At 74.3% G+C, this 20,062-nt stretch carries 16 protein-coding genes and 1 pseudogene; 8 read left to right on the top strand and 9 right to left on the bottom strand.

The features are described 5' to 3' along the window. The first annotated feature begins 49 nt into the window (after positions 1-49). Together ABZ573_RS00090 and ABZ573_RS00095 are read left to right on the top strand one after the other, a co-directional pair. Entirely contained in the window at positions 50-535 is a 486-nt protein-coding gene (locus ABZ573_RS00090) for a SigE family RNA polymerase sigma factor (RefSeq protein ID WP_151456896.1), read from the top strand. Continuing rightward, positions 532-1,593, top strand: coding sequence for an LCP family protein (locus ABZ573_RS00095; RefSeq protein ID WP_358114163.1), 1,062 nt, complete (start codon positions 532-534; stop codon positions 1,591-1,593). Before ABZ573_RS00090 ends, ABZ573_RS00095 begins: the two co-directional genes overlap by 4 nt. 54 nt (positions 1,594-1,647) lie before the next feature. Here ABZ573_RS00095 and ABZ573_RS00100 read toward each other — a convergent pair whose 3' ends face one another. Beyond that, entirely contained in the window at positions 1,648-1,860 is a 213-nt protein-coding gene (locus tag ABZ573_RS00100) for a hypothetical protein (RefSeq protein ID WP_151456894.1), read from the bottom strand. 402 nt (positions 1,861-2,262) lie between these two features. Here ABZ573_RS00100 and fbaA point away from each other — a divergent pair, with 402 nt between their 5' ends. Further along, on the top strand, positions 2,263-3,288 hold the full coding sequence (gene fbaA / locus ABZ573_RS00105) for a class II fructose-bisphosphate aldolase (protein ID WP_327030138.1): 1,026 nt from the start codon (positions 2,263-2,265) through the stop codon (positions 3,286-3,288). Positions 3,289-3,427: 139 nt separating this feature from the next. Here fbaA and ABZ573_RS00110 read toward each other — a convergent pair whose 3' ends face one another. Continuing rightward, a complete protein-coding gene (locus ABZ573_RS00110; protein ID WP_358114167.1) occupies positions 3,428-4,690 on the bottom strand; it encodes a hypothetical protein in 1,263 nt (420 codons plus the stop codon). Positions 4,691-4,988: 298 nt separating this feature from the next. Here ABZ573_RS00110 and ABZ573_RS00115 point away from each other — a divergent pair, with 298 nt between their 5' ends. Further along, positions 4,989-5,417 carry a DUF3151 domain-containing protein gene (locus ABZ573_RS00115; protein ID WP_132235196.1) on the top strand — a complete coding sequence of 143 codons (429 nt, stop codon included), beginning with the start codon at positions 4,989-4,991 and terminating at the stop codon, positions 5,415-5,417. Between the two features lie 85 nt (positions 5,418-5,502). On the opposite strand, the pseudogene ABZ573_RS00120 reads toward ABZ573_RS00115, so the two are convergent. Together ABZ573_RS00120 and ABZ573_RS00125 are read right to left on the bottom strand one after the other, a co-directional pair. Further along, positions 5,503-6,516 (bottom strand): annotated as a pseudogene (locus tag ABZ573_RS00120) (ParA family protein); the annotation flags it as partial. Between the two features lie 2,152 nt (positions 6,517-8,668). Continuing rightward, complete coding sequence (locus ABZ573_RS00125; RefSeq protein ID WP_358114170.1) at positions 8,669-9,784, bottom strand: hypothetical protein; 1,116 nt, start codon at positions 9,782-9,784, stop codon at positions 8,669-8,671. 122 nt (positions 9,785-9,906) lie between these two features. Between ABZ573_RS00125 and ABZ573_RS00130 the strand changes: the two genes are divergently transcribed. The 3 genes from ABZ573_RS00130 (at position 9,907) to purD (ending at position 13,658) form a co-directional block, all read left to right on the top strand. Next, positions 9,907-11,196, top strand: a complete 1,290-nt coding sequence (locus ABZ573_RS00130) for an adenylosuccinate synthase (RefSeq protein WP_327030141.1) — start codon at positions 9,907-9,909, stop codon at positions 11,194-11,196. 190 nt (positions 11,197-11,386) lie between these two features. Then, complete coding sequence (locus tag ABZ573_RS00135; protein WP_358114173.1) at positions 11,387-12,304, top strand: type IV toxin-antitoxin system AbiEi family antitoxin domain-containing protein; 918 nt, start codon at positions 11,387-11,389, stop codon at positions 12,302-12,304. A 106-nt stretch (positions 12,305-12,410) separates the two neighbouring features. Continuing rightward, the gene (purD, locus tag ABZ573_RS00140) at positions 12,411-13,658 is read left to right on the top strand and encodes a phosphoribosylamine--glycine ligase (RefSeq protein ID WP_151457823.1); all 1,248 of its coding nucleotides are present in this window, start codon (positions 12,411-12,413) and stop codon (positions 13,656-13,658) included. A gap of 151 nt (positions 13,659-13,809) precedes the next feature. On the opposite strand, the gene ABZ573_RS00145 is transcribed toward purD, so the two are convergent. From ABZ573_RS00145 to ABZ573_RS00160, 4 genes are all read right to left on the bottom strand, one after another. Continuing rightward, positions 13,810-15,174 (bottom strand): MFS transporter, encoded by a 1,365-nt coding sequence (locus tag ABZ573_RS00145; RefSeq protein ID WP_358114177.1) that lies wholly within the window; start codon positions 15,172-15,174, stop codon positions 13,810-13,812. Positions 15,175-15,301: 127 nt separating this feature from the next. After that, positions 15,302-16,864, bottom strand: a complete 1,563-nt coding sequence (locus ABZ573_RS00150) for an AMP-binding protein (protein WP_358114180.1) — start codon at positions 16,862-16,864, stop codon at positions 15,302-15,304. Positions 16,865-17,011: 147 nt separating this feature from the next. Further along, positions 17,012-18,226, bottom strand: a complete 1,215-nt coding sequence (locus ABZ573_RS00155; RefSeq protein WP_151455554.1) for an acyl-CoA dehydrogenase family protein — start codon at positions 18,224-18,226, stop codon at positions 17,012-17,014. A gap of 1 nt (position 18,227) precedes the next feature. After that, positions 18,228-18,680, bottom strand: coding sequence for an SCP2 sterol-binding domain-containing protein (locus tag ABZ573_RS00160; protein WP_151455555.1), 453 nt, complete (start codon positions 18,678-18,680; stop codon positions 18,228-18,230). A 67-nt stretch (positions 18,681-18,747) separates the two neighbouring features. Between ABZ573_RS00160 and ABZ573_RS00165 the strand changes: the two genes are divergently transcribed. Next, positions 18,748-19,392: a TetR/AcrR family transcriptional regulator gene (locus ABZ573_RS00165; protein WP_358114184.1), complete on the top strand. Its 645-nt coding sequence runs from the start codon at positions 18,748-18,750 to the stop codon at positions 19,390-19,392. Between the two features lie 26 nt (positions 19,393-19,418). On the opposite strand, the gene ABZ573_RS00170 is transcribed toward ABZ573_RS00165, so the two are convergent. Next, positions 19,419-20,033: a DedA family protein gene (locus tag ABZ573_RS00170; protein WP_151455557.1), complete on the bottom strand. Its 615-nt coding sequence runs from the start codon at positions 20,031-20,033 to the stop codon at positions 19,419-19,421. Positions 20,034-20,062 lie beyond the last annotated feature (29 nt).

Raw genomic sequence — 20,062 nt, forward strand, 5'->3', positions numbered from 1 at the left:
GTTCCGGCCGCCCGCATCCGTCATCAGGAGCAGGAGTCCGGGAGGTGCAGTGACGTACGAGGAGTTCGCCGACTCACGGCTGGCCGCGCTGCTGCGGTACGCGGTCATGCTGACCGGCGACCCGCACCAGGCGCAGGACCTGGTGCAGGACACCATGGTCCGGGTCCAGCTCAACTGGCGCCGGGTGGCCCGCGCCGACTCGCCCGAGCGCTACGTCCGCCGGATGCTGACCAACCAGTACGTCGACTGGCGGCGGGGTTCCTGGATGCGGCGGGTGCTGCTACGCGCCGAGCCCGACGACGCGGTGCCGGTGCGGGCCGACCACGCCCAGCACGCCGTCGACCGGGACCAGGTCTGGTCCTGGCTGTCCGGACTGCCGCGCCGGCAGCGGGCCACGCTGGTGCTGCGCTACTACGAGGACCTGCCCGACGCGGAGATCGCCGACATCCTCGGCTGCGCCGTCGGGACCGTCCGCTCGTCCATCTCCCGCGCCCTGGCCACGCTGCGCGCCGAACACGTGGAGGCCTGCTCATGATCGAGGACGAACTGCGGGCCGCCTTCGCCCGGCACGAGGCCCTGACCCCGCCCGCCGGCCCGCTGCGGTCCGCCATCGACCGGCTCGCGGCTGCCCGCCGCCGTCGCCGGCTGCGGCTCCGGGCCGGCGGTGTCGCGCTGGCCCTGCTCGGCGTGCTGGGCATCGGGGTGCCACAGCTCACGCCGGACCGGGTCGCCGAGGACGCCACCCTGCTCGCCGAGCCCGCCGGACCGGCACCGACGGGCGCGCTGAACATCCTGCTGCTCGGCGTGGACGGTACGGCGAAGGAGCCCACCCGGCTGGCGGACTCCGTCCTGCTGGTGCACATACCGGCGGACCGCAGCCGGCCGTACCTCATCTCGCTGCCCCGCGACCTGGCGGTGCCGATTCCCGGTCGCGGGATCGACAAGCTCAACGCCGCCTTCCTGTACGGCGCCGGCAAGGGCCGGCCCGACCTGGGAGGCGGCTACCTGCTGACCCGCCAGGTGGTCGCCGACCTGACCGGCGTACGCGTGAACGCCGGCGCGGTGCTCACCTACCCGGTGCTGCGCCGGCTCACCGACGAGGTCGATGGCGTGGAGGTCTGCCTGCCGCGCGAGGTGCCATCCATGCACACGAAGCGGGTCTTCCCGAGCGGCTGCCAACGGCTCGACGGCGCCGCCTCGGTCGACCTGCTGCGGCAGCGGCGGGAACTGCCCGAGGGCGGGCTCGACCGGGACCGGCACGCGCAGCTCTTCGCCGCCGGGCTGATCCGGCGGGCCGGCGAGCAGGGGGTGCTGACCGACCCGGTCAGGCTCCTCGCCCTGGTCGGCACCGTCGGCGCGGAGCTGGTCGTGGGCAGTGACGGCTCGCCGCTGGTGGATCTGCTGAAGGTGCTTCCGGATCTGAGGTCCGTCGACCCGATCGGGCTCAGTCTTCCGGTCGGGCCGCCCGAGGGCCTCGGCTGGCGACTGTCACCGGACCCGGAGGAAGCCCCCGCGTTCCTGGCCGCGCTGCGGGAGGACCGGCTGGCGCAGTGGGTGGCGCAGCATCCGGAACGGGTCAACCGCATCCGCTGACGCGCGGGCCGGCCGTCACCGGGATCGTCCGGAGGCGGCCGGCCCGCGTACGACTCAGCGGTAGTCCTCCTCGTCGGGGGCGACCACCCGGGCCTGCTCCATCGCGTCCCAGTCGTCGACCTCCAGGCCACGGTGCGGCTCGGTGTCGGCGTCGCCGGGGTCGATCGCGGCGGCCTGCTCGATCGCGTCGGCCGGCTCCGCCTCCATGTCGCGTTCCTCGGGGCTGAGGTGGTCGCTGGGTGCGAAGTCCTCTTCGGGCTGACCCATATCAGTCCCTCCCGGGATCTCAGCGGACAGTTCCCCACACACCGTACGGGTTGCGCCCGCCCGCCGCTCGGAAGCCGAGTCGACCGAATCGACCCACCGGCCGCCGCCCCCGGTGCCAGGATGGGACGGTGGGCTTCCTGATCCGGTCGGCCGCCGCCGTCGCGCGGCCGCGTCCCGGGGTGCCGTCGTGCTGGCCGTGGCGACCTGGCTGATCGGCGTCTTCCGCGCCCGACAGGTGGGAGGGGCGGTGGGGCGGTGGCCAGGGACCGGGCGCGTACCGGGTCGGTTGTGCCGGCACCGGTCTTCTACGGGATACTGCCGACGGTGGACAGCGCGGTCCGGCGCACCCAGGGACAACAGCGGCCGGTGACGGCCGACAGCGGTAAGTAAGGAGCGTTCGACATGCCCATCGCTTCCCCCGAGACCTACGCGGAGATGCTGGACCGCGCCAAGGCCGGCCGGTACGCGTACCCCGCGATCAACGTGACGTCCTCGCAGACCCTGAACGCGGCGCTGAAGGGCTTCGCCGACGCGGAGAGCGACGGCATCATCCAGGTCTCGACCGGTGGCGCGGAATACCTTTCCGGCTCCTCCGTCAAGGACATGGTCACCGGCGCGGTGGCGTTCGCCGCGTACGCGCACGAGGTGGCCAAGAAGTACCCGGTCAACATCGCCCTGCACACCGACCACTGCCCGCAGGAGAAGCTGGACAAGTTCGTCCGGCCGCTCATGCAGATCTCCAAGGAGCGGGTGGCCGCCGGCCAGGAGCCGCTGTTCCAGTCGCACATGTGGGACGGCTCGGCCGTGCCCGTGGCGGAGAACCTGGAGATCGCGGCCGAGCTGCTCGACCGGGCCGCCGAGGCCAAGATCGTCCTTGAGATCGAGGTCGGCGTGGTCGGCGGCGAGGAGGATGGCGTCGAGAACGCCATCAACGACAAGCTCTACACCACGGTCGAGGACGGCCTGGCCATGGTCGAGGCGCTCGGCCTGGGCGAGAAGGGCCGCTACATGGCGGCGCTGACCTTCGGCAACGTGCACGGCGTCTACAAGCCGGGCAACGTCAAGCTCCGCCCCGAGATCCTCAACCAGATCCAGGAGGCGGTCGGCGCCAAGTACGGCAAGGAGAAGCCGCTCAGCCTGGTCTTCCACGGCGGGTCCGGCTCGCTGCTCTCGGAGATCCGCGAGGCGCTGGACTACGGCGTGGTGAAGATGAACATCGACACCGACACCCAGTACACCTTCACCCGGCCGGTCGCGGACCACATGTTCCGCAACTACGACGGCGTGCTCAAGGTGGACGGCGAGGTCGGCAGCAAGAAGCTGTACGACCCGCGGGTCTGGGGCAAGGCCGCCGAGGCCGGCATGGCCGCCCGCGTGGCGGAGGCCTGCGAGCACCTGCGCTCGTCCGGCACCACGCTGGCCAAGTGACGCGCTGAGCGGCCTCCACTCAGCACAGTGACGCACTGACGCGTACCGCCGACGGCCGGCTCCCCACCCGGGGAGCCGGCCGTCGCTTCGGTCAGGAAGGGCACCTCGCACATCGGAATGCGACAGGAAGGTGCCCGTCCTAGCCGGCGGTGAGCACCCGGACCGCCTCGTGGACGTCGTCCGTGAGGTGCACGGAGGACGACAGGTCGCCGAACGGCGAGGCGCCCAGCAGCGGCCGCAGCAGCGACTCCACCGGAAGCTCGTCCGTCCAGTACGCGCGGTCCAGGAAGACGTACGCGCCGCTGGCCCCGTCGGTGCCGTAGTAGGTCTTCGTGGCGGCCTGGAACACCTCCTGCACGGTGCCCGCCCGGCCGGGGGCGAAGACGATCCCGCCCCGGGCCAGCCGCAGGATGGTGTCCTCGCGGATGGCGTTGGAGAAGTACTTGGCGATCCGGCCGGCGAACAGGTTCGCCGGCTCGTGCCCGTACAGCCAGGTCGGGATGGCCAGCCCGCCGGCACGCGCCCAGTCCACGTCGCCGCCGGCCAGTGCGGCCGAGTCGGCGCGGGACGCGCTGCCGGGGTCGGCGGCCCGGGGCCGGGGCGGCACCACCGGCTGGCCGTAGCGCTCCCGGACTTGCAGCGCCGCCGCCGTGTAGCGGTCGTGGTCGGTGAAGTCCGGCGCCCCGGCCAGCAGGTCGATCGCGGCGTCCAGGTCCTCGACCGGCCGCAGCGCGAGGTGGGCGCCGAGGTTGGCGGCCTCCATCACCCCGGGGCCGCCGCCGGTCACCACCAGCCGGTCGGCCCGCGCCAGCTCCCAGCCCAGCACCGCCGCCATCCGGTACGGCGCGCTGCCGCGCGGCACCGCGTGGCCGCCCATGATGCCGACCACCGACTGCGGCCCGTGGGTGGCCAGCCAGGCGCGGGTGGCGTCGGCCAGCGCGTTGTCCACGCCGTGGTCGTGCAGCCGTTGACCGAGCGCCTCCCGGACGTCCGGCAGCGCCCCGCCGTGCGCCCGGAAGTGCTCGTAGACGCGGGTGTCGTACATCCCGGCGAACCCGCCCTCGGCGAAGCCGGCGGCCAGCTCCTCCGGGGTGTAGAGGTGGGACGGCTGGGTCGGGTAGGGCAGCCCGGAGAACGGCGGCACCACGTTCGCGCCGCGCCGGACCAGGTCGGCGCCGACCTCCCGGGAGGCGAAGCGGCAGCCCACGAAGAGGGTGCCGGTCACCTCGACGGCGGTGAGGTCGGGGACGGGATCGAGGTCGAGCCGTAGCCCCTGCACGGTCAGCCCGACGAGGCTGCCGGTGGTCAGCCGCCGGTCGAACTCGGCGCGGGTCTCGATCTCGTCGGTGCAGGTGTGCGGCTCGATGACGTCCGCGGGAGGTGGGGTCGGCACCCTGGCCATCCTGCCCCGCCGGGTCAACCGGCCAAACCTGGGAGCCCTCCGCGCTCCGGCGATCCTGCCGCCGGAGGTCGCCCGACCCGCGCGGCACCGCACCCGCGCTGGACCGACGGGAGCCCGGCGGCCGTGACCACCGGGCTTCCGCGGTACCGGGTCCTGGGGAGGCTCCCGACCAATAGTTGTAGTCGAAAGCATCTGCCCGGGGCATGGGCCGCAGGCGTGACCAACTCCTCAGCCGTTCAGCCAGTCGGCTCGCCCAACCCCCTCGCGCGCCCCTGGGCGAAGCGGGTTGAATGGGGCGATGCAGAACCTGTTGCCGGAACCACCGGCCACTCTCCTCCCCGCGCACGACGAGGCCGACGCCGCCCTGGCCGCCGCCGAGCAGGCCGGCAGCGACGAGGCGTACGCCCAGGTGGCGGCGCGCTTCCCGACCTACAGCGCCGGCTGGGGTGCGCTGGCCGCGCGGGCTTTCGCCGCCGGCCAGGTCATCCCGGCGTACGCCTACGCGCGCACCGGCTACCACCGGGGCCTGGACCAGCTGCGCCGCAGCGGCTGGAAGGGATTCGGTCCGGTGCCGTGGTCGCACGAGCCGAACCAGGGCTTCCTGCGCTGCCTCTACGTGCTGTCCCGGGCCGCCGACGAGATCGGCGAGGCGGACGAGGCGGCCCGCTGCGCCCAGTTCCTCCGCGACTGCGACCCGGCCGCCGCGGACGCGCTCGCGAGCAACTGACGTCCGAGCCGACGGCCGGCACGGCGTCAGTCCCGCCGGCCGTCGGCTCGTCCAAGTCCACCATCCCGCCGCGCCGGGCGAGGGCCTACAGCCCCTCCGCGACGGCGGCGGCGATCTTCAGCCAGGCGTCCCGGGCGGCCGCGGAGAGCCCCCCGTACCGGATCGGCTCGCCGGTGTCGATGAGCCGCTCGTACGGCGCGAGCAGCACCGCCCGGGTGCGCGCCGCGAAGTGCTCCTGGATCGCCGGCAGGTCGATCTCCTTGCGCGACGGCGGCATGGAGACCACGGTGACCGCCTGCCGTACCAGCCGCTGCCGGCCGCTCTGTTCCAGGTGGTCCAGCATCCGGGCGGCCGTCTCCGCCGAGTCGTTGCGGGCCGACATGGTGACCACCAACTGGTCGGTGGCGTCCATGGCGGCCTGCCAGTTCTGGGCCCGGACGTTGTTGCCCGTGTCCACGAAGATCAACTTGTAGAACCGGCTGACCACCTCGCGGATCTCGGCGAAGGCGGCGGCGGTGAGCATCTCGCCACCCGTGGCCGACTCGTCCGAGGCGAGGACGTCGAACATCCCCTCGCCCTGCGAGCGGACGTACTGCGACAGGTCGCCCACCCGCCCGTGCGCGCCCTGGAACTGGCCCAGGTCCCGCAGCATGTCCCGCACCGTACGGGAGTGGAAGTCCTGCTGGGCGCGCATCCCGAGGGTGCCCTGGGTCTCGTTGTTGTCCCAGGCCAGCACGTAGCCGCCGCGCTTCTGGCCGAACGTCATCGCCAGCAGCAGGATGGCCACCGTCTTGCCGGCCCCGCCCTTCGGGTTCACCACGGTCACCTGGCGCAGCCCGCCGAAGTTGCGGCGTACCGTCTCGATGTCCCGCCGCATCTCCTGCTCGTGCCGCCCGGGCGGCAGCCGCAGCCCCATCCGGTTGGCCACCGCCCGTACGCCCATCGTGGCCACCGGGTCGGCGGGCCGGACCTGCCGGCGGCGCGCGAAGTCCTCGGCCGTCGGCGGGTCGGTGATCGCCGGGCGCCAGTTCGGGTCGGGCTGTGCCGGCGGCACCGCGACGACCCCCTCCGCCGGCTGGTACGCCTGCTGCGGAGCCGGGGCGTGGCCCCCCGGGACGGCCTGCTGCCAGGGCGGCGGATACCAGCCGGGCGGGTACGGCCCGGGCGGCGTCGCGCCCTGCTGCGGCGGGTACGGCCCCGGCGGACCGCCCTGCTGCGCCGGGTAGGGGCCGCCCTGCTGCGGTGGGTAGGGCCCGGGCGGCGCGGACTGCTGTGCCGCCGCCGGGTCGGCCCCGAAGTCCTGCTGCGCCGCCGCATGGTCCGGTCCCAGGCCCTGCTGTGTCGTCGCCGGGGCGGGTCCGAAGTTCTGCTGTGTCGTTGCCGGGGCGGGTTCGAAGCTCTGCCGTGGCGTCGCCGGCTCGCGCCCGGGGTTCGGCGCAGGGCTCGGCGTGGGGCTGACCGGCACGCCCTGCCCAGCCGAATCGCGTGGGAACGGCACCTGGGGCGCACCCGCCAGGGGCGGGGCCTGCTGGAGTGGGCCCTGGTCGGCCGGATCCGGCGGGGGGAGGGCCTGGCCGGCCGGGCCTGGCTGGGCCGGTTGCTGGTGGTGGAGGGTCCGTCGGAGCGCGGCGCCCTGGTGCGTGGGCGCGGGATCGGTCGCGCCGGGTCCCGGTCCGGGCTCGACGGCCGCCGTGGCGGGCCGCTGCGGCGGCTGCGCCCATGGCGACTCGGCCGGCATTCGCGCCCCGCCGCCGTTGGCCTGGCCGCCGCCCGTCGCCGCCCCGCCGGCACCCCCGTTCGCGGGAGCGCCGGCACCGTCATTCGCGGCACTACCGGCACCCCCGTGCGTCGGACCGCCGGCACCCCCGTGCGTCGGACCGCCGGCACTGCCCTTCGCCGGGCCGTCGGAACCGTCATCCGCCGAACCGCCGGCACTGCCCTCCGTCGGGACGCCGCTACTCCCATTCGCAGGGCTGCTGATGATGCTCCCGTTCGCCGGGCCGCCGGTCCCGTTCCCGCCCATAGCCGGCGAGCCGGCCGTCGGGGCGTCGCCGGTCCGGTGGAGGCCGTCAGCCCCGGCGGATCCGCCGGGGCCGGGCGCCGTGTCGTGGGACGACGGCCGACCACCCGGGAAGGCGTCGGCCGTGGCGTCCGGCGAGGCGCCGTCCTGCCGCTTGGCGAACCCCTGGGCCGGCTCGCCCGGACCGCTGGGACGAGTCGAGTTGGCCGGCGCTGTGTCGGTCCGGGCGGTGCCCACGGGCTGCGGGGACGCCACCGGAACGGGTACGACCGGCTGGTCGAGGCTGAAGGGCATGTCGAGGTCGACCCGGGCGGGCCCGGTCTGCGGAGCCCGAGGAGCCGGTACGCCACCTCCGGCGGCCACCGACGGACCTCTGCCCGCCCCGACCGCCATGCGGTCGCCGGCAGAGCCGGGGGCAGGCTCACCGACCGCGCCGAGGCCTGGGCCCGGGGTCGGGCCAGAGGTCGAGTTCGGGCCTGGGGTCGGGCTCGGGCCTGGGATCGGGACCGGCGGGACCGTCGGGCCCGTGGGGGCGTTCGGGGTGGCCGGTGTGGCCTGCGCGGTGGGCGTCGGCGGTGCCCAGGCCGAGGCGTCCGGCCCCCATCCCGACGCCGTGGCCGGTGGGGGACCAGAGGCCTCGACCGGTGGACGGGCCGGGGCCCCGGTCGCTGGACGGCCCGAGGCGGCGGCATGCGGAGGCCCAGGGGCCACGGCCGGTGGAGGCCCAGGGGCCACGGCCGGTGGAGGCCCCGGGGCTGCGGTGGGCGGAGGCCCTGGGATCGCGGCCGGTGGAGGTCCGGGGATCGCGGCCGGTGAGGGCCCCGGGACTGCGGCCTGAGGGTGGCTCGGGAGTGCGGGTGGTGGGGGCGACCAGCCGGTGTTCGCGCCCTGCGGGGCGGTCGCCCCCGCGTCGGGGAGCGGCACCCCGCCGTGCAGGGACGGGTAGTCGGCCGGCGAGGGTGGGTGACCCGGCCGGCCCTGGGGCGGGACGGGGGACGCGGGCGCGGCAGTCGACGCCCAGGGCGGTGTGTCGGTGCCGTCGATCTGCTCCGGCGGCCAGAGTGGTTCGATGTCCCGCTCCGGCATCGGCTGCTGGCCGGGCCCGTGGACCCGGTCGACGTTCTCGTCCACCACGGTTCCTCCCCATTCCTCCTGCCGAGGATAGGCCCAGTGACCGCGCCGGGTCGGCCGTCGCGGGCCGGCCGCGTCGGTCGCGTCGGGGACGCCGAGGTCAGCCCGCCCAGACCGCCCAGGCACCCGGCTCGGTCCACCAGGACCGCTTCCGGCTCAGCTCGCCCTCGGCCCCGTCGTCGAGGAACGGGACCTTCCCCTCGCGGGGCAGCACGGCCACGGCCCGCCCCCGGGCGCGTCGTACCTCCAGCCGGACCCGCTTCCTGCCCAACGCCGAGCGGGTCACCACGGGAACGGCGACCGCCACCTCGACCAGCCCGTCCGTCGGGTCCGGGTCGCCGAGCAGGGCCACGTCGTCGAGCCGGGCGTACCCGCCCGCGTTGCCGATCGCGCAGGCCAGCAGCGGATCGTCGCCGTTCGAGAGCACAGCGTCGTCCACCTCCACCCGCCCGCGCCAGTGCAGCGGCCGGCCGCTGTCGTCGGCGGCGCCGAGGAGCGCACCGTCCAGGGTCACCGAGCCGCCGTCGTTGCGCAGCAGGTCGAGCCGGCGGGGCGTGCCGTCCAGCACCGCGGCGGCCACCGCCGCCGGGTCGCGGGGCAGCCCGAGCTGCGCCGCCAGGTCACGGTGCGTCGTGCCCCGTGCCGGATCGAGCGGGAGTACGCCGATCGGCGGCAGGTCAGGCACCGTCCGGTTGCCGGGCAGGTCGTCGGGACGGCGGCTGGGCGGTGGGGCGTACCGCCGGACGAGCCGGCGCACGACGGCGCGCAACTGGGCGTCGCTGGCCGCGGCGACCACGAGCCGGGCCTTGGAGTCCGGGTCGGGCCAGGTGAGGCCGTCCGGGCGGGGCGGGCCGTCGAACCGGGCCAGCACCTCGTCGATCTCGGCGTCGGAGCGGGCGGTGACCGTCTCGACCCGGGCGCCCCGGGCGGTGAGCGCGTCCGCGCAGGCCAGCACCGGCACCCGCGGGGTGTCGCAGCGCCCGTCCGCTGTCGCGTCACCGGCCGCGCAGGCGTCGGCCGTCGCGCGGCTGGCTGTCGTGCCGCCGTCGGTCGTGCCGCTGGCGGGGGCGCCAACGTCGGTCGTCGTGCCGTCGGTCGCGTCGGCGGCGGTCGGGACGGCCCCCTCCTGAGGCGCCGCGCCGCAGCCGCCGCTGCCGCAGGCCCCGCCGGACGCGTCGCGGTCCGAGCCGAGGGTGAGCAGCACCACGTCGTACACGGAAAGGCCTCCTGCCTCCCGACGCGACCCCTGCCGGCCGCGCCGCCACTACTTGTTAGCCTGACACCCCGGGCTCGCTGACCGGTCGCCACCTGGCACCCGAGCCTTCTGGAGGCGAAGAGATGCCAGCGATCGTGCTCCTCGGTGCCCAGTGGGGCGACGAGGGCAAGGGCAAGGTTACCGACCTGCTGGGTGGGCGGGTCGACTACGTCGTGCGCTACTCCGGCGGCAACAACGCCGGCCACACGGTGATCACGCCGGACGGCCAGAAGTACGCGCTGCACCTGATGCCGTCGGGTGCGCTCTCCCCGAGCGCGATGATCGTCATCGGCAACGGTGTCGTGGTCGACCCGAAGGTGCTGCTGGCCGAGATCGACGGGCTCGCCGAGCGCGGTGTCGACGTCAGCCGCCTGCGGATCTCCGGCGACGCGCACCTGATCATGCCGCACCACCGGGCTCTCGACCGGGTCGTCGAGCGCTACCTCGGCAGCTCCCGCATCGGCACCACCGGCCGGGGCATCGGCCCCGCGTACGGGGACAAGGTCGCCCGGATGGGCATCCGGCTGCAGGACCTGCTCGACCCGGGCATCCTGCGCAAGAAGCTGGAACTGGCGCTGCGCGAGAAGAACCAGCTCCTGTTCAAGATCTACAACCGCAAGGCGATCGACGTCGAGGAGACCGTCGAGGAATACCTGCGGTACGCGGAGCGGCTCAAGCCGTACATCGCCGAGACCCGGGTCATGCTCTGGGACGCGCTGGACCGCGGCGAGACGGTCCTGCTGGAGGGCGCCCAGGCCACCATGCTCGACATGGACCACGGCACGTACCCCTTCGTGACCTCGTCGAACCCGACGGCAGGCGGGGCCTGCGTGGGCGCCGGCATCCCGCCGACCGCGATCAGCAAGGTGATCGCGGTCAGCAAGGCGTACACCACGCGCGTCGGCAGCGGGCCGTTCCCGACGGAGCTCTTCGACGACAACGGGCAGCACCTACGCAAGATCGGCCACGAGTACGGCACCACCACCGGCCGGGAGCGGCGCTGCGGCTGGTTCGACGCCGTCGTCGCCCGGTACGCCTGCCGCCTCAACGGCGTCACCGACCTGGTCGTCACCAAGCTGGACGTGCTCACCGGCCTGCCGAAGGTGCCGATCTGCGTCGGGTACGAGATCAACGGCGAGCGCTTCGACGACATGCCGATGACCCAGACCGACTTCCACCACGCGACTCCGATCTACGAGGAGCTCGACGGCTGGTGGGAGGACATCACCAAGGCGAGGACCGAGGACGAGCTCCCGGAGAACGCCCGCCGCTACGTCGCCCGTATCGAGGAACTCTGCGGCACCAGGGTGAGCGTCGTGGGCGTGGGCCCGGGCCGCGAGGAAAACGTCCTCCGCCACCCCCTCCTCCCCTAACCCCTAACCCCAACCCCCAACCCGGCCCTCCGCCCGCCTGCGCGGTTGATCAAGAGGTTTGTGTCCTGGTCCGGCCTGGATCCGGACGCAAACCTCTTGATCAACGTGGAGAGGGTGGGCGTGTCCACAGGAGGGGCGGGGTTGTCCACAGGGGCGGTGCGGAGCGCGGGCGGGCCGTCATCGTGGTGGGGTGAGTGTCGATGTTCTCCGCCGCATCGCCGGTCGCCAGGACGGGGTGGTGACGGCCGCCCAAGCGTTGTCCGCCGGCTTCAGCCGGAGCCAGATCCGGCACCTGTGTCGCTCGGGCCGTTGGCTCCGGGTGGCGAGGGGCTGCTTCGTGCCGGCCCCCGAGTTGAGCCCTGCGGCACTGCGTAGAGCCCGCGTCCGGGCTGCGGTCGCCATCCTCGGGCCGGGTTCGGTCGTCGTTCTCGACACCGCCGCCGAGTTGCATCGGATCGCCGGGCTCCGTCCGGCGTCCGCCATCCACGTGTCCCTGCCGCCGAACCGGCCACGCCCACAGCGGATCACCGACCCTGACGTCGTGGTGCACCAGCTCACCATCGATCCCCACGCCGTGGGCGAGGTCGCCGGGATGCCCGTGACCACCCCGCTGCGAACGTTGGCCGATGTCATCCTCCGGGTGGACCGTTACTCGGCGGTGTGCGTGCTCGACTCCGCGCTGAATCGGCGGGTTGTCACCGGGCCCGACCTGGCCCGGATGCCGGCCCTTCTCGTGGGCCGTAGGGGAGCCGTCGCGGCCCGCCGTCACATGGCTGAGGCCGACGGGCGGGCGCAGTCCCCGCTGGAGGCCCGGACGAGGCTGCGGTGCGTCGACGGTGGCGTACCGCCCGACGTACTTCAGTTGGAGGTCCGCGACGGGGACGGCTACCTGCTCGGCATCGGCGACCTCGGTTGGCGGGCGGCGCGGGTGATCGCCGAGGCGGACGGACAGGCCCCCCACCACACGCCCGGGGCGGTCTTCGAGGACCGGGCGCGGCAGAACCGGCTGGTCAACGCCGGTTGGCGGATCCTCCGCTTCACCTGGGCCGACACGCTGCGTCCCGACTACATCCCGAACACGGTCAAAGCGGCCCTACGCCCCGACTGACCCACCCGCTCGGCGTGATCAAGAGGTTCTGGCCCGTCCTGGGGCGGAAATGGGACGCAAACTTCATGATCAACGGGGTGGGGGTGGGGGTCAGTAGGATGCCGGTGTGCGGGTTCTTCTTCTTGGTGGTGGGGGGCGGGAGCATGCGCTCGCGCTCGGGTTGGCTGCGGATCCGGCCGTCGAGCAGTTGATCGCGGCGCCCGGTAATCCCGGGATCGCCTCGGTCGCCTCGGTGCGGGCCGTCGATCCGTGCGATCCGGCGGGCGTTGCCGCGCTGGCGGTGGAGACCGGGGCCGACCTGGTGGTGATCGGGCCGGAGGCGCCGCTGGTGGCCGGGGTCGCCGACGCCGTACGCGCCAAGGGGATCGCCGCCTTCGGGCCGTCCGCCGAGGCTGCCCGGCTGGAGGGCTCGAAGACGTTCGCCAAGGACGTGATGACTGCCGCAGGCGTACCGACCGCCCGCGCGTACACCTGCACGGACGCGGAGAGCACCGGCAGGGCGCTGGACGAGTTCGGCGCGCCGTACGTGGTGAAGAACGACGGGCTCGCCGCCGGCAAGGGCGTCGTGGTGACCGACGACCGCGCCGCCGCGCTGCGGCACGCCGAGGAGTGCGGCCGGGTCGTCGTCGAGGAATACCTGTCCGGCCCGGAGGTCTCCCTCTTCGTGGTCACCGACGGCGAGGCGGCGGTGCCGCTGCTGCCGGCGCAGGACTTCAAGCGGGTCGGCGACGGCGACACCGGCCCGAACACCGGCGGCATGGGGGCGTACGCGCCGCTGCCCTGGGCGCCGTCCGGACTTGTCGACGAGGTCATGCGCGACGTCGTGCACCCGACCCTGGCGGAGATGGCCCGGCGGGGCACCCCGTTCGCGGGGCTGCTCTACGTCGGGCTGGCGATCACCGCCGAGGGCCCCCGGGTGATCGAGTTCAACGCCCGCTTCGGTGACCCGGAGACGCAGGTGGTGCTGGCGCTGCTGGAGACCCCGCTGGCCGGGCTGCTGCACGCCGCCGCGACCTGCACGCTGGCCGGGCACCCGCCGCTGCGCTGGCGCGACGGTGCCGGCGTCACGGTCGTGGTGGCCGCCGAGGGCTACCCGGCCGCCCCGCGCACCGGCGACGTGATCACCGGGGGCGAGGGGCCGGGGATCATCCACGCCGGCACCCGACGGGGCGCCGACGGGGCGCTGCTCTCCTCCGGCGGCCGGGTGCTCTGCGCCACCGCCACGGGCGTCGACCTGCCCACCGCCCGGGACGCCGCGTACGCGCTGGTCGCCGGGGTGGAGCTGGCCGGCTCGCACCACCGCACCGACATCGCCTCCGCCGCCGTCGAGGGTCGGATCACGATTCCGGGCTGACCGGGCAACCCACACCCGCCTCGCCTCCGTCTGAGCGGTGCGGCGAGGAGGCGGCGGGATCGCCTGCCGACATCGAGGGCTACCGCGAGTACGTCGGGGCGCGGCTGGAACCGCTGGCCCGGGCTGATGCTGCATCCCTGACCCGGGGCCGTCACCCCCGCACGGGCGCGTCCCGGTGCGTGGCGGGCGTCCACAGCCCCTCGACCCGGACGCGCCCCTGTACGCGGGGCGTGTCCCGGCGCGTCGCGGAGGCGTACTGGCTGTTGAGGGGCACGAGCTCCTCCGCCCGGTCGCCCGGGCCGCCGGGCGGGGCGGGTGGGTAGCGGGGTGGATCGTCCAGCGCCCGCAGCACCGGCAGCGGCGCGGCGACCAGCACCGCCAGCAGCAGCGCCCCGGCCAGCGCCAGGAACGCGGGGCGTAGCCCGATCCGTTCCACCAGCGGCCCGGCGAGCAGGTAACCGGCCGGGCCGGCCGCGTACGCGAACGAGGTCATCACCCCGACCACCCGGCCGCGCAGGCGCTCCGGGGTGCGGGTCTGCATGGCGTAGTTGGACAGCGGGTTGACCGGCCCGTACGCGAGCCCGATCCCGGCGGCGAAGCCGATCATGGCCGGGAACGGGGGCAGGGTGGCCAGGCCGACCAGCGACACCCCGATGACCAGCAGGGAGGCCACCAGCAGGGTACGGCGACGGACCCGCCGCCCCGCCGCGCTGGAGGCGAGCGCTCCGATCACGCCCGCGGCGCTCATCGCCATCAGGATCGCGCCGAGCCGGGCCGGCTCTCCCTGGGCCACGAACCACGCCGGCAGCAGCACGCCCTCGACCGGCAGGTAGAGCGCGGCCAGCACCATCGTGAGCAGCGCGATGGTGCGCAGCAGCTTGTCCCGCCAGACGAACCGCAGGCCCTCGGCGGTGCCCTGCCACAGGCCCTCCGGGGGGCGTTCGGGGCGGCCGGCCCCGGGCAGCCGGACGGCGGCGATCATCACGACGGCCAGCGCGAACCCGGCGGCGGTGACCCAGAGCGTCGGGCCGGGGCCGATCGCGGCGATGAGGATGCCGCCGACGCCGGGCCCGATCAGGAAGGCGAGCCCCCAGACCGCCTCGTGCACCCCGTTGGCCCGTTCGATCCGCCAGCGGGCGGCCTGTGCGGCGGCCGGCAGCAGTGTCTCCCGGGCGGTCAGCCCGGCCGGATCGAACACCGCGCCGAGCACGGCCAGCGCCACGATCCAGCCGAGGTTCAGCCCGAGCAGGGCGTCGACCACGGGGATCGCGGCGACCGAGGCGGCGGAGAGCGTGTCGGAGACCAGCGCCGTACGCCGCCGACCGAGCAGGTCCACGATGGTGCCGGAGACGAGGCCGGACAGCAGCATCGGCAGCGCGGCGGCCGCCGCGACCACGCCGGCCGCGGTGGCGCTGCCGGTACGTTCCAGCACCAGCCAGGGCAGGGCGATGTTGGCCACCCCGTTGCCGGTGTTGGAGAGCAGGGTCGCCGCTTCGACCAGCAGCAGCGGTGCCATCCGTGGTCCCGGCTGGCGGTGACGGGGATGGTGGCGGTGACGGGCACGGCGGCGTGGTCCGGAGCCGATCATGGTGCCGTCAGCCTAGGGGCGGCCGGGCATCCGGGCAGTAACGGGCGGGGAACGGTCAGCCGTAGTAGCGGCGCAGCTCGCGGGCCAGCACCTTGCCCGTGGCGTTGCGGGGCAGGTACTTCACGAAGACCACGTCGCGGGGTACGGAGAACCGGGCCAGGTAGTGCCGGACGTATTCGCGGACCGCCTCCGGGTCGAGCGTCTCGCCGGGGTGCAGGGCGAGGAACGCGGCGAGACGCTGGCCGTACTCCTGATCCGGTACGCCGATCACGGCGGCCTCGCGTACCTGCGGCAGCCGGGCGATCAGGTCCTCCACCTCGGCCGGGAAGACGTTCTCCCCGCCGGAGACGATCATGTCGTCGGCCCGGCCGTCGACGAAGAGCAGCCCGTCGGCGTCGAGCCGCCCCAGGTCGCCGGTGTCGAGCAGGCCGTCGCGGTGCTCCCGGACGGCCCCGGAGGTGTAGCCCTCGAAGAGCATCTCGTTGCCGACGAAGATCCGGCCGACCTGCCCGGCCGGCACCGGCTCGCCGGCCGCGTCGAGGATCTCCAGCCGGGTGCCGTGCGGCGGGCGGCCAGCGGTGGTCGGAGCCGCGCGCAGGTCGGCGGGGCCGGCGATGGACGCCCACGAGACCTCGGTGGAGCCGTAGAGGTTGTGCAGCACATCGCCGTAGACGTCCATGAACCGCAGGGCGAGGCCGCCCGGCAGCGCGGAACCGCTGGCCGCGACCACCTTCAGCGAGGGACGGGGGTCCGGCGGCGGCACCTCCAGCAGCCGTTGCAGCATCACCGGCACGGCGAAGAGCGCGTCGCAGCGCTGCGCCACGAGGGCGGCCAGCGTGGCGGCCGGCTCGAACCGGCGGTGCAGCACGACCGTGGCCCGCAGGGCGAAGCAGACCTGGAGGGCCGCGTACCCCCAGGTGTGGAAGAGCGGCGCGGCGATCATGACGGTGTCCCGGGCGTGCAGCGGGATCCGGTCGATGATGGAGACCAGCGGGCCGAACCCGTTCGGGGTGGGGCGCCGGGCGCCCTTGGGGACGCCGGTGGTGCCGGAGGTGAGCACGATGATCCGGCCGTCGCACTCGGGGGGACGCAGCTCGCCGGGGACCGCGCCGACGACGAGCGCCTCCCGGGCGCGCTCGTCGAGCCGCTGCACCTCGGCGGGGAGGTTGGCGACCCGGTCGGCGAACTCGGCGTCGTGCGCCAGCACCCGCAGCCGCTGCTCCTGCGCGACGGTGGCGAGCTGCCCGGCGGAGAGCCCGGTGTTGACCAGCACCGCGTCCGCGCCGAGCAGGGTGGCGGCCACGATCGTCTCGACCAGGCCGTGGTGGTTGCGGCAGAGCACGCCGACCCGGTCCCCGGGTCGCACCCCGAGGGCCGTCCGCATTCCCCGGGCCAGCTGCTCCGACCGGTCGAGCAGCTCGGCGTACGTCAGGCCGGTGCCCTGCTCGTCGACGACGGCCGCCCGGTCGGGGTCGCGGGCGGCGGCCTGGCGCAGCTCGCCGGCGATGTTCCAGCCCCACCTGCGCAGCGCCTGGAGCTGCGAGGCGACGCGGATCGGTCGGCCGGGGGCGAGCAGCCCGCGTCGGGTCAGGGTGGCGACGACGAACGGCAGGTCCATGACGCGGCCTCCTCGTGCGGTGCGCGTGGGGCCCCCGGGCCGGGGGCCCCACGCGGGCGATCTGGAGATTGAGCGCGCAGCGGTACGGGCGCGGCGGACGTCCGGGCCTGGTGCGGCCCCCTGGACGGCGACGGCGCCGGCGGTCGGTCAGCGGATCTGGACGCCGGAGATGGCCCGGGAGATGACCAGCCGCTGGATCTCGGAGGTGCCCTCGAAGATGGTGTAGATCTTGGCGTCCCGGTACCAGCGCTCGACCGGGTGGTCCCGCAGGAAGCCGGCCCCGCCGAGCAGTTGCACGGCCCTGTCGGTGACGGAGACGGCCACCTCACCGGCCTTCAGCTTGGACATCGAGCCCTCGCCGGCCGTGAAGGGCCGGTTGTTGCGGCCCATCCAGGAGGCCCGCCAGACCAGCAGCCGGGCGGCGTCGATCTCCATCTTCATGTCGGCCAGCGCGAACGCGACCGCCTGGTTCTCGATGATCGGGCGGCCGAACTGGACCCGCTCCTTCGCGTAGTCCAGGGCGTACTCGTAGGCGGCCCGGGCCACGCCCAGCGCCTGCGCGCCGACGGTGGGTCGGGAGAGCTCGAAGGTGCGCATCGCGGCCTGGCCCGAGACGCGCTTGCCGGAGCGGGCCCGGTCGAGCCGTTCGAGCAGGGCCTCCCGGCCGCCGAGCAGGCAGCGCCCCGGCACGCGTACGTCGTCGAGGAAGACGTCGGCGGTGTGCGACGCGCGCAGGCCCAGCTTGCGCAGCTTGCGGGTCGCGGCCAGGCCGGCGGTGCCCGGCGGTACGACGAACGCCGCCTGCCCGCGGGAGCCGAGCGTCGGGTCGACCGAGGCGGTGACCACGTGCACCCCGGCGATCCCGCCGTTCGTGGCGTACGCCTTCTGCCCGCTGAGCACCCACTCGTCGCTCGCCTCGTCGTAGACGGCCCGGGTGCGCATCGCGCCGACGTCGGAGCCGGCCTCGGGCTCGGTGGTGCAGAACGCGGCGACGGCCGGCTCGTCGACGGTGCCGAAGCACTGCGGCACCCATTCGACCATCTGGTCGGGGGTGCCGGCGCCGTAGATCGCGGCCACCGCGAGGGAGGTGCCGAAGATGCCCAGCCCGATGCCGGCGTCACCCCAGAAGAGTTCCTCGCTGGCGATCGGGAGGGAGAGGCCGGTGGGGTCGGCCCAGCAGGTGGCGAGGAACTCGAAGCCGTAGAGGCCGACCTTCGCCGCCTCCTGGATGATCGGCCAGGGGGTCTCCTCCCGGGCGTCCCACTCGGCCGCGGCCGGGCGCACGACCTCGGCGGCGAAGCCGTGCACCCAGTCGCGCAGATCCCGCTGTTCCTCGTTCAGGTCTAGCGAGAACTCGGCCATGTCAGGCCTTGGGGATGTCGAACAGGTTGGCGATGTTGGCGGCCAGGCCCAGGTCGCCCTTGGCCTTGAGCTTGCCGGTCATGAACATCATGACGGGGTTCGCGCCACCGGAGACGATCTTCAGGAACTCGACCGGGCCCATCGTGAGGCTGAGCTTCGGGTCGTGCTGCGGGGTCTCGTTGACGGTGCAGGCGCCGTCCGCGACGACCACCTCGTAGGTGTCGGTGCCCCCGTCGGGACGGCCGGTGATGTTCCAGTGGATGACCGCGTTGGTCGAGCCGGCCCGGTCGGCGCGGAAGAGCTGCGGCATCCGGCCGAAGACCTCGCCGAGGATCTTGCCGCGCAGGTCGCCGGACATCACCTCGGCGATCTTGTCGTCCGGGGTGGACTTGACCAGCTGGGCGAACTCCTTGGGGCCGACGTTCGCGAAGTTGGCCGGGTCGAAGTCAGTCATGGGGCTGCACCTTCCGGGTATTGGCTACTCGTGCGTAACCTTACGGGCGAGTAGGTATGCTCGCAAGGTGTCCACCCCACCCACCTTCAAGCGCCTCCCCCGCGCCGTACGCGAGCAGCAGATGCTCGACGCGGCCGTGAAAATGTTCTCACGCAGGGGCTTCCACGCGGCCAGCATGGACGAGATCGCCGAGGACGCCGGCATCTCCAAGCCCATGGTCTACGCGTACCTCGGCACGAAGGAAGAACTCTTCGTCGCCTGCCTGCACCGGGAGGGCACCCGGATGATGCAGGCCATCGCCGGGGCGGCCGCCCCCGAGCTGCCTGCCGACGAGCGGCTCTGGCGCGGGCTTCGCGCCTTCTTCGGCTTCGTCGGGGCGCACCGCGACGGATGGGCGGTGCTCTACCGGCAGGCCCGGGGCGAGCAGCCCTTCGCCGGCGAGCTGGCCGGCATGCGGGCCCGGCTGGTCGAGGTGGTCGCCGGGATGCTCGACCACGCGCTGCGCGCCGAGGGCCGCGAGGTGGGCGAGACCGACCTGGAGGTCGTCGCGTACGCCCTGGTGGGGGCGACCGAGTCGCTGGCGGACTGGCTCGCCGACCACCCGGAGGCCGACCCGGAGAAGACCGCCACCCGGATGATGAACGTCGCCTGGCTCGGTGCCGGTCAACTCCTGCACGGCGTCACCTGGCACCCACGGGTCACCCCCGGCTGAGCGGCGGCGGCTCCACGGTCGCGCGTTCAGCGGTGGGATGTGGCGCGGCGCCGGCGGTGGTACAGCCAGCGGGCGGACTCCAGCAGCAGGGTGATCGCCAGCGAGAGGCCCACGCCGGCGAGGATGCCCTTGACCGGGTCGCGTTCGAAGGCCAGCCCGCCGAAGTAGCCGAGCAGGGTGCAGTAGAGCGCCCAGCTCACCGCCGCGATGGCGTCGAAGAGCAGGAACGACCGGAGCGGGTAGCGGACCGCGCCCATGGTGAGGGTGACCGCCGTCCGGCCACCGGGGACGTACCGGGACGTGGTCAGGATCAGCCCGCCGCGCTGGTGCACCGCCCGCCGGGCCCACTCGGAACTGGCCCGGCGCCGGCTGTCCGCCGGGAAGCGGGCGAGCCGGCTCGCGCCGCCGCCGCGCCCGATGGCGTACGAGACGTGGTCGCCGACGCATGCCCCGAGCGCGGCGGCGACGATCACCCACCCCAGGTCGGGGTTGCCGCCCGTGGCGAGCACCGCGGCGGTGATCACGGCCGTCTCGCCGGGTACGGCGGGGAAGAACGCGTCGACCGCGGTGAGCCCGAAGATCAGCAGGTACACCCACGGTGAGGCGACCAGCTGCCGGAGCAGGTCGAGCACGGACTCCATGCCTCCCATGCTCGTCGGGTGCGACCCGC

The organism is Micromonospora sp. NPDC007220, from assembly GCF_040634035.1.
Taxonomy (GTDB): domain Bacteria; phylum Actinomycetota; class Actinomycetes; order Mycobacteriales; family Micromonosporaceae; genus Micromonospora; species Micromonospora reichwaldensis.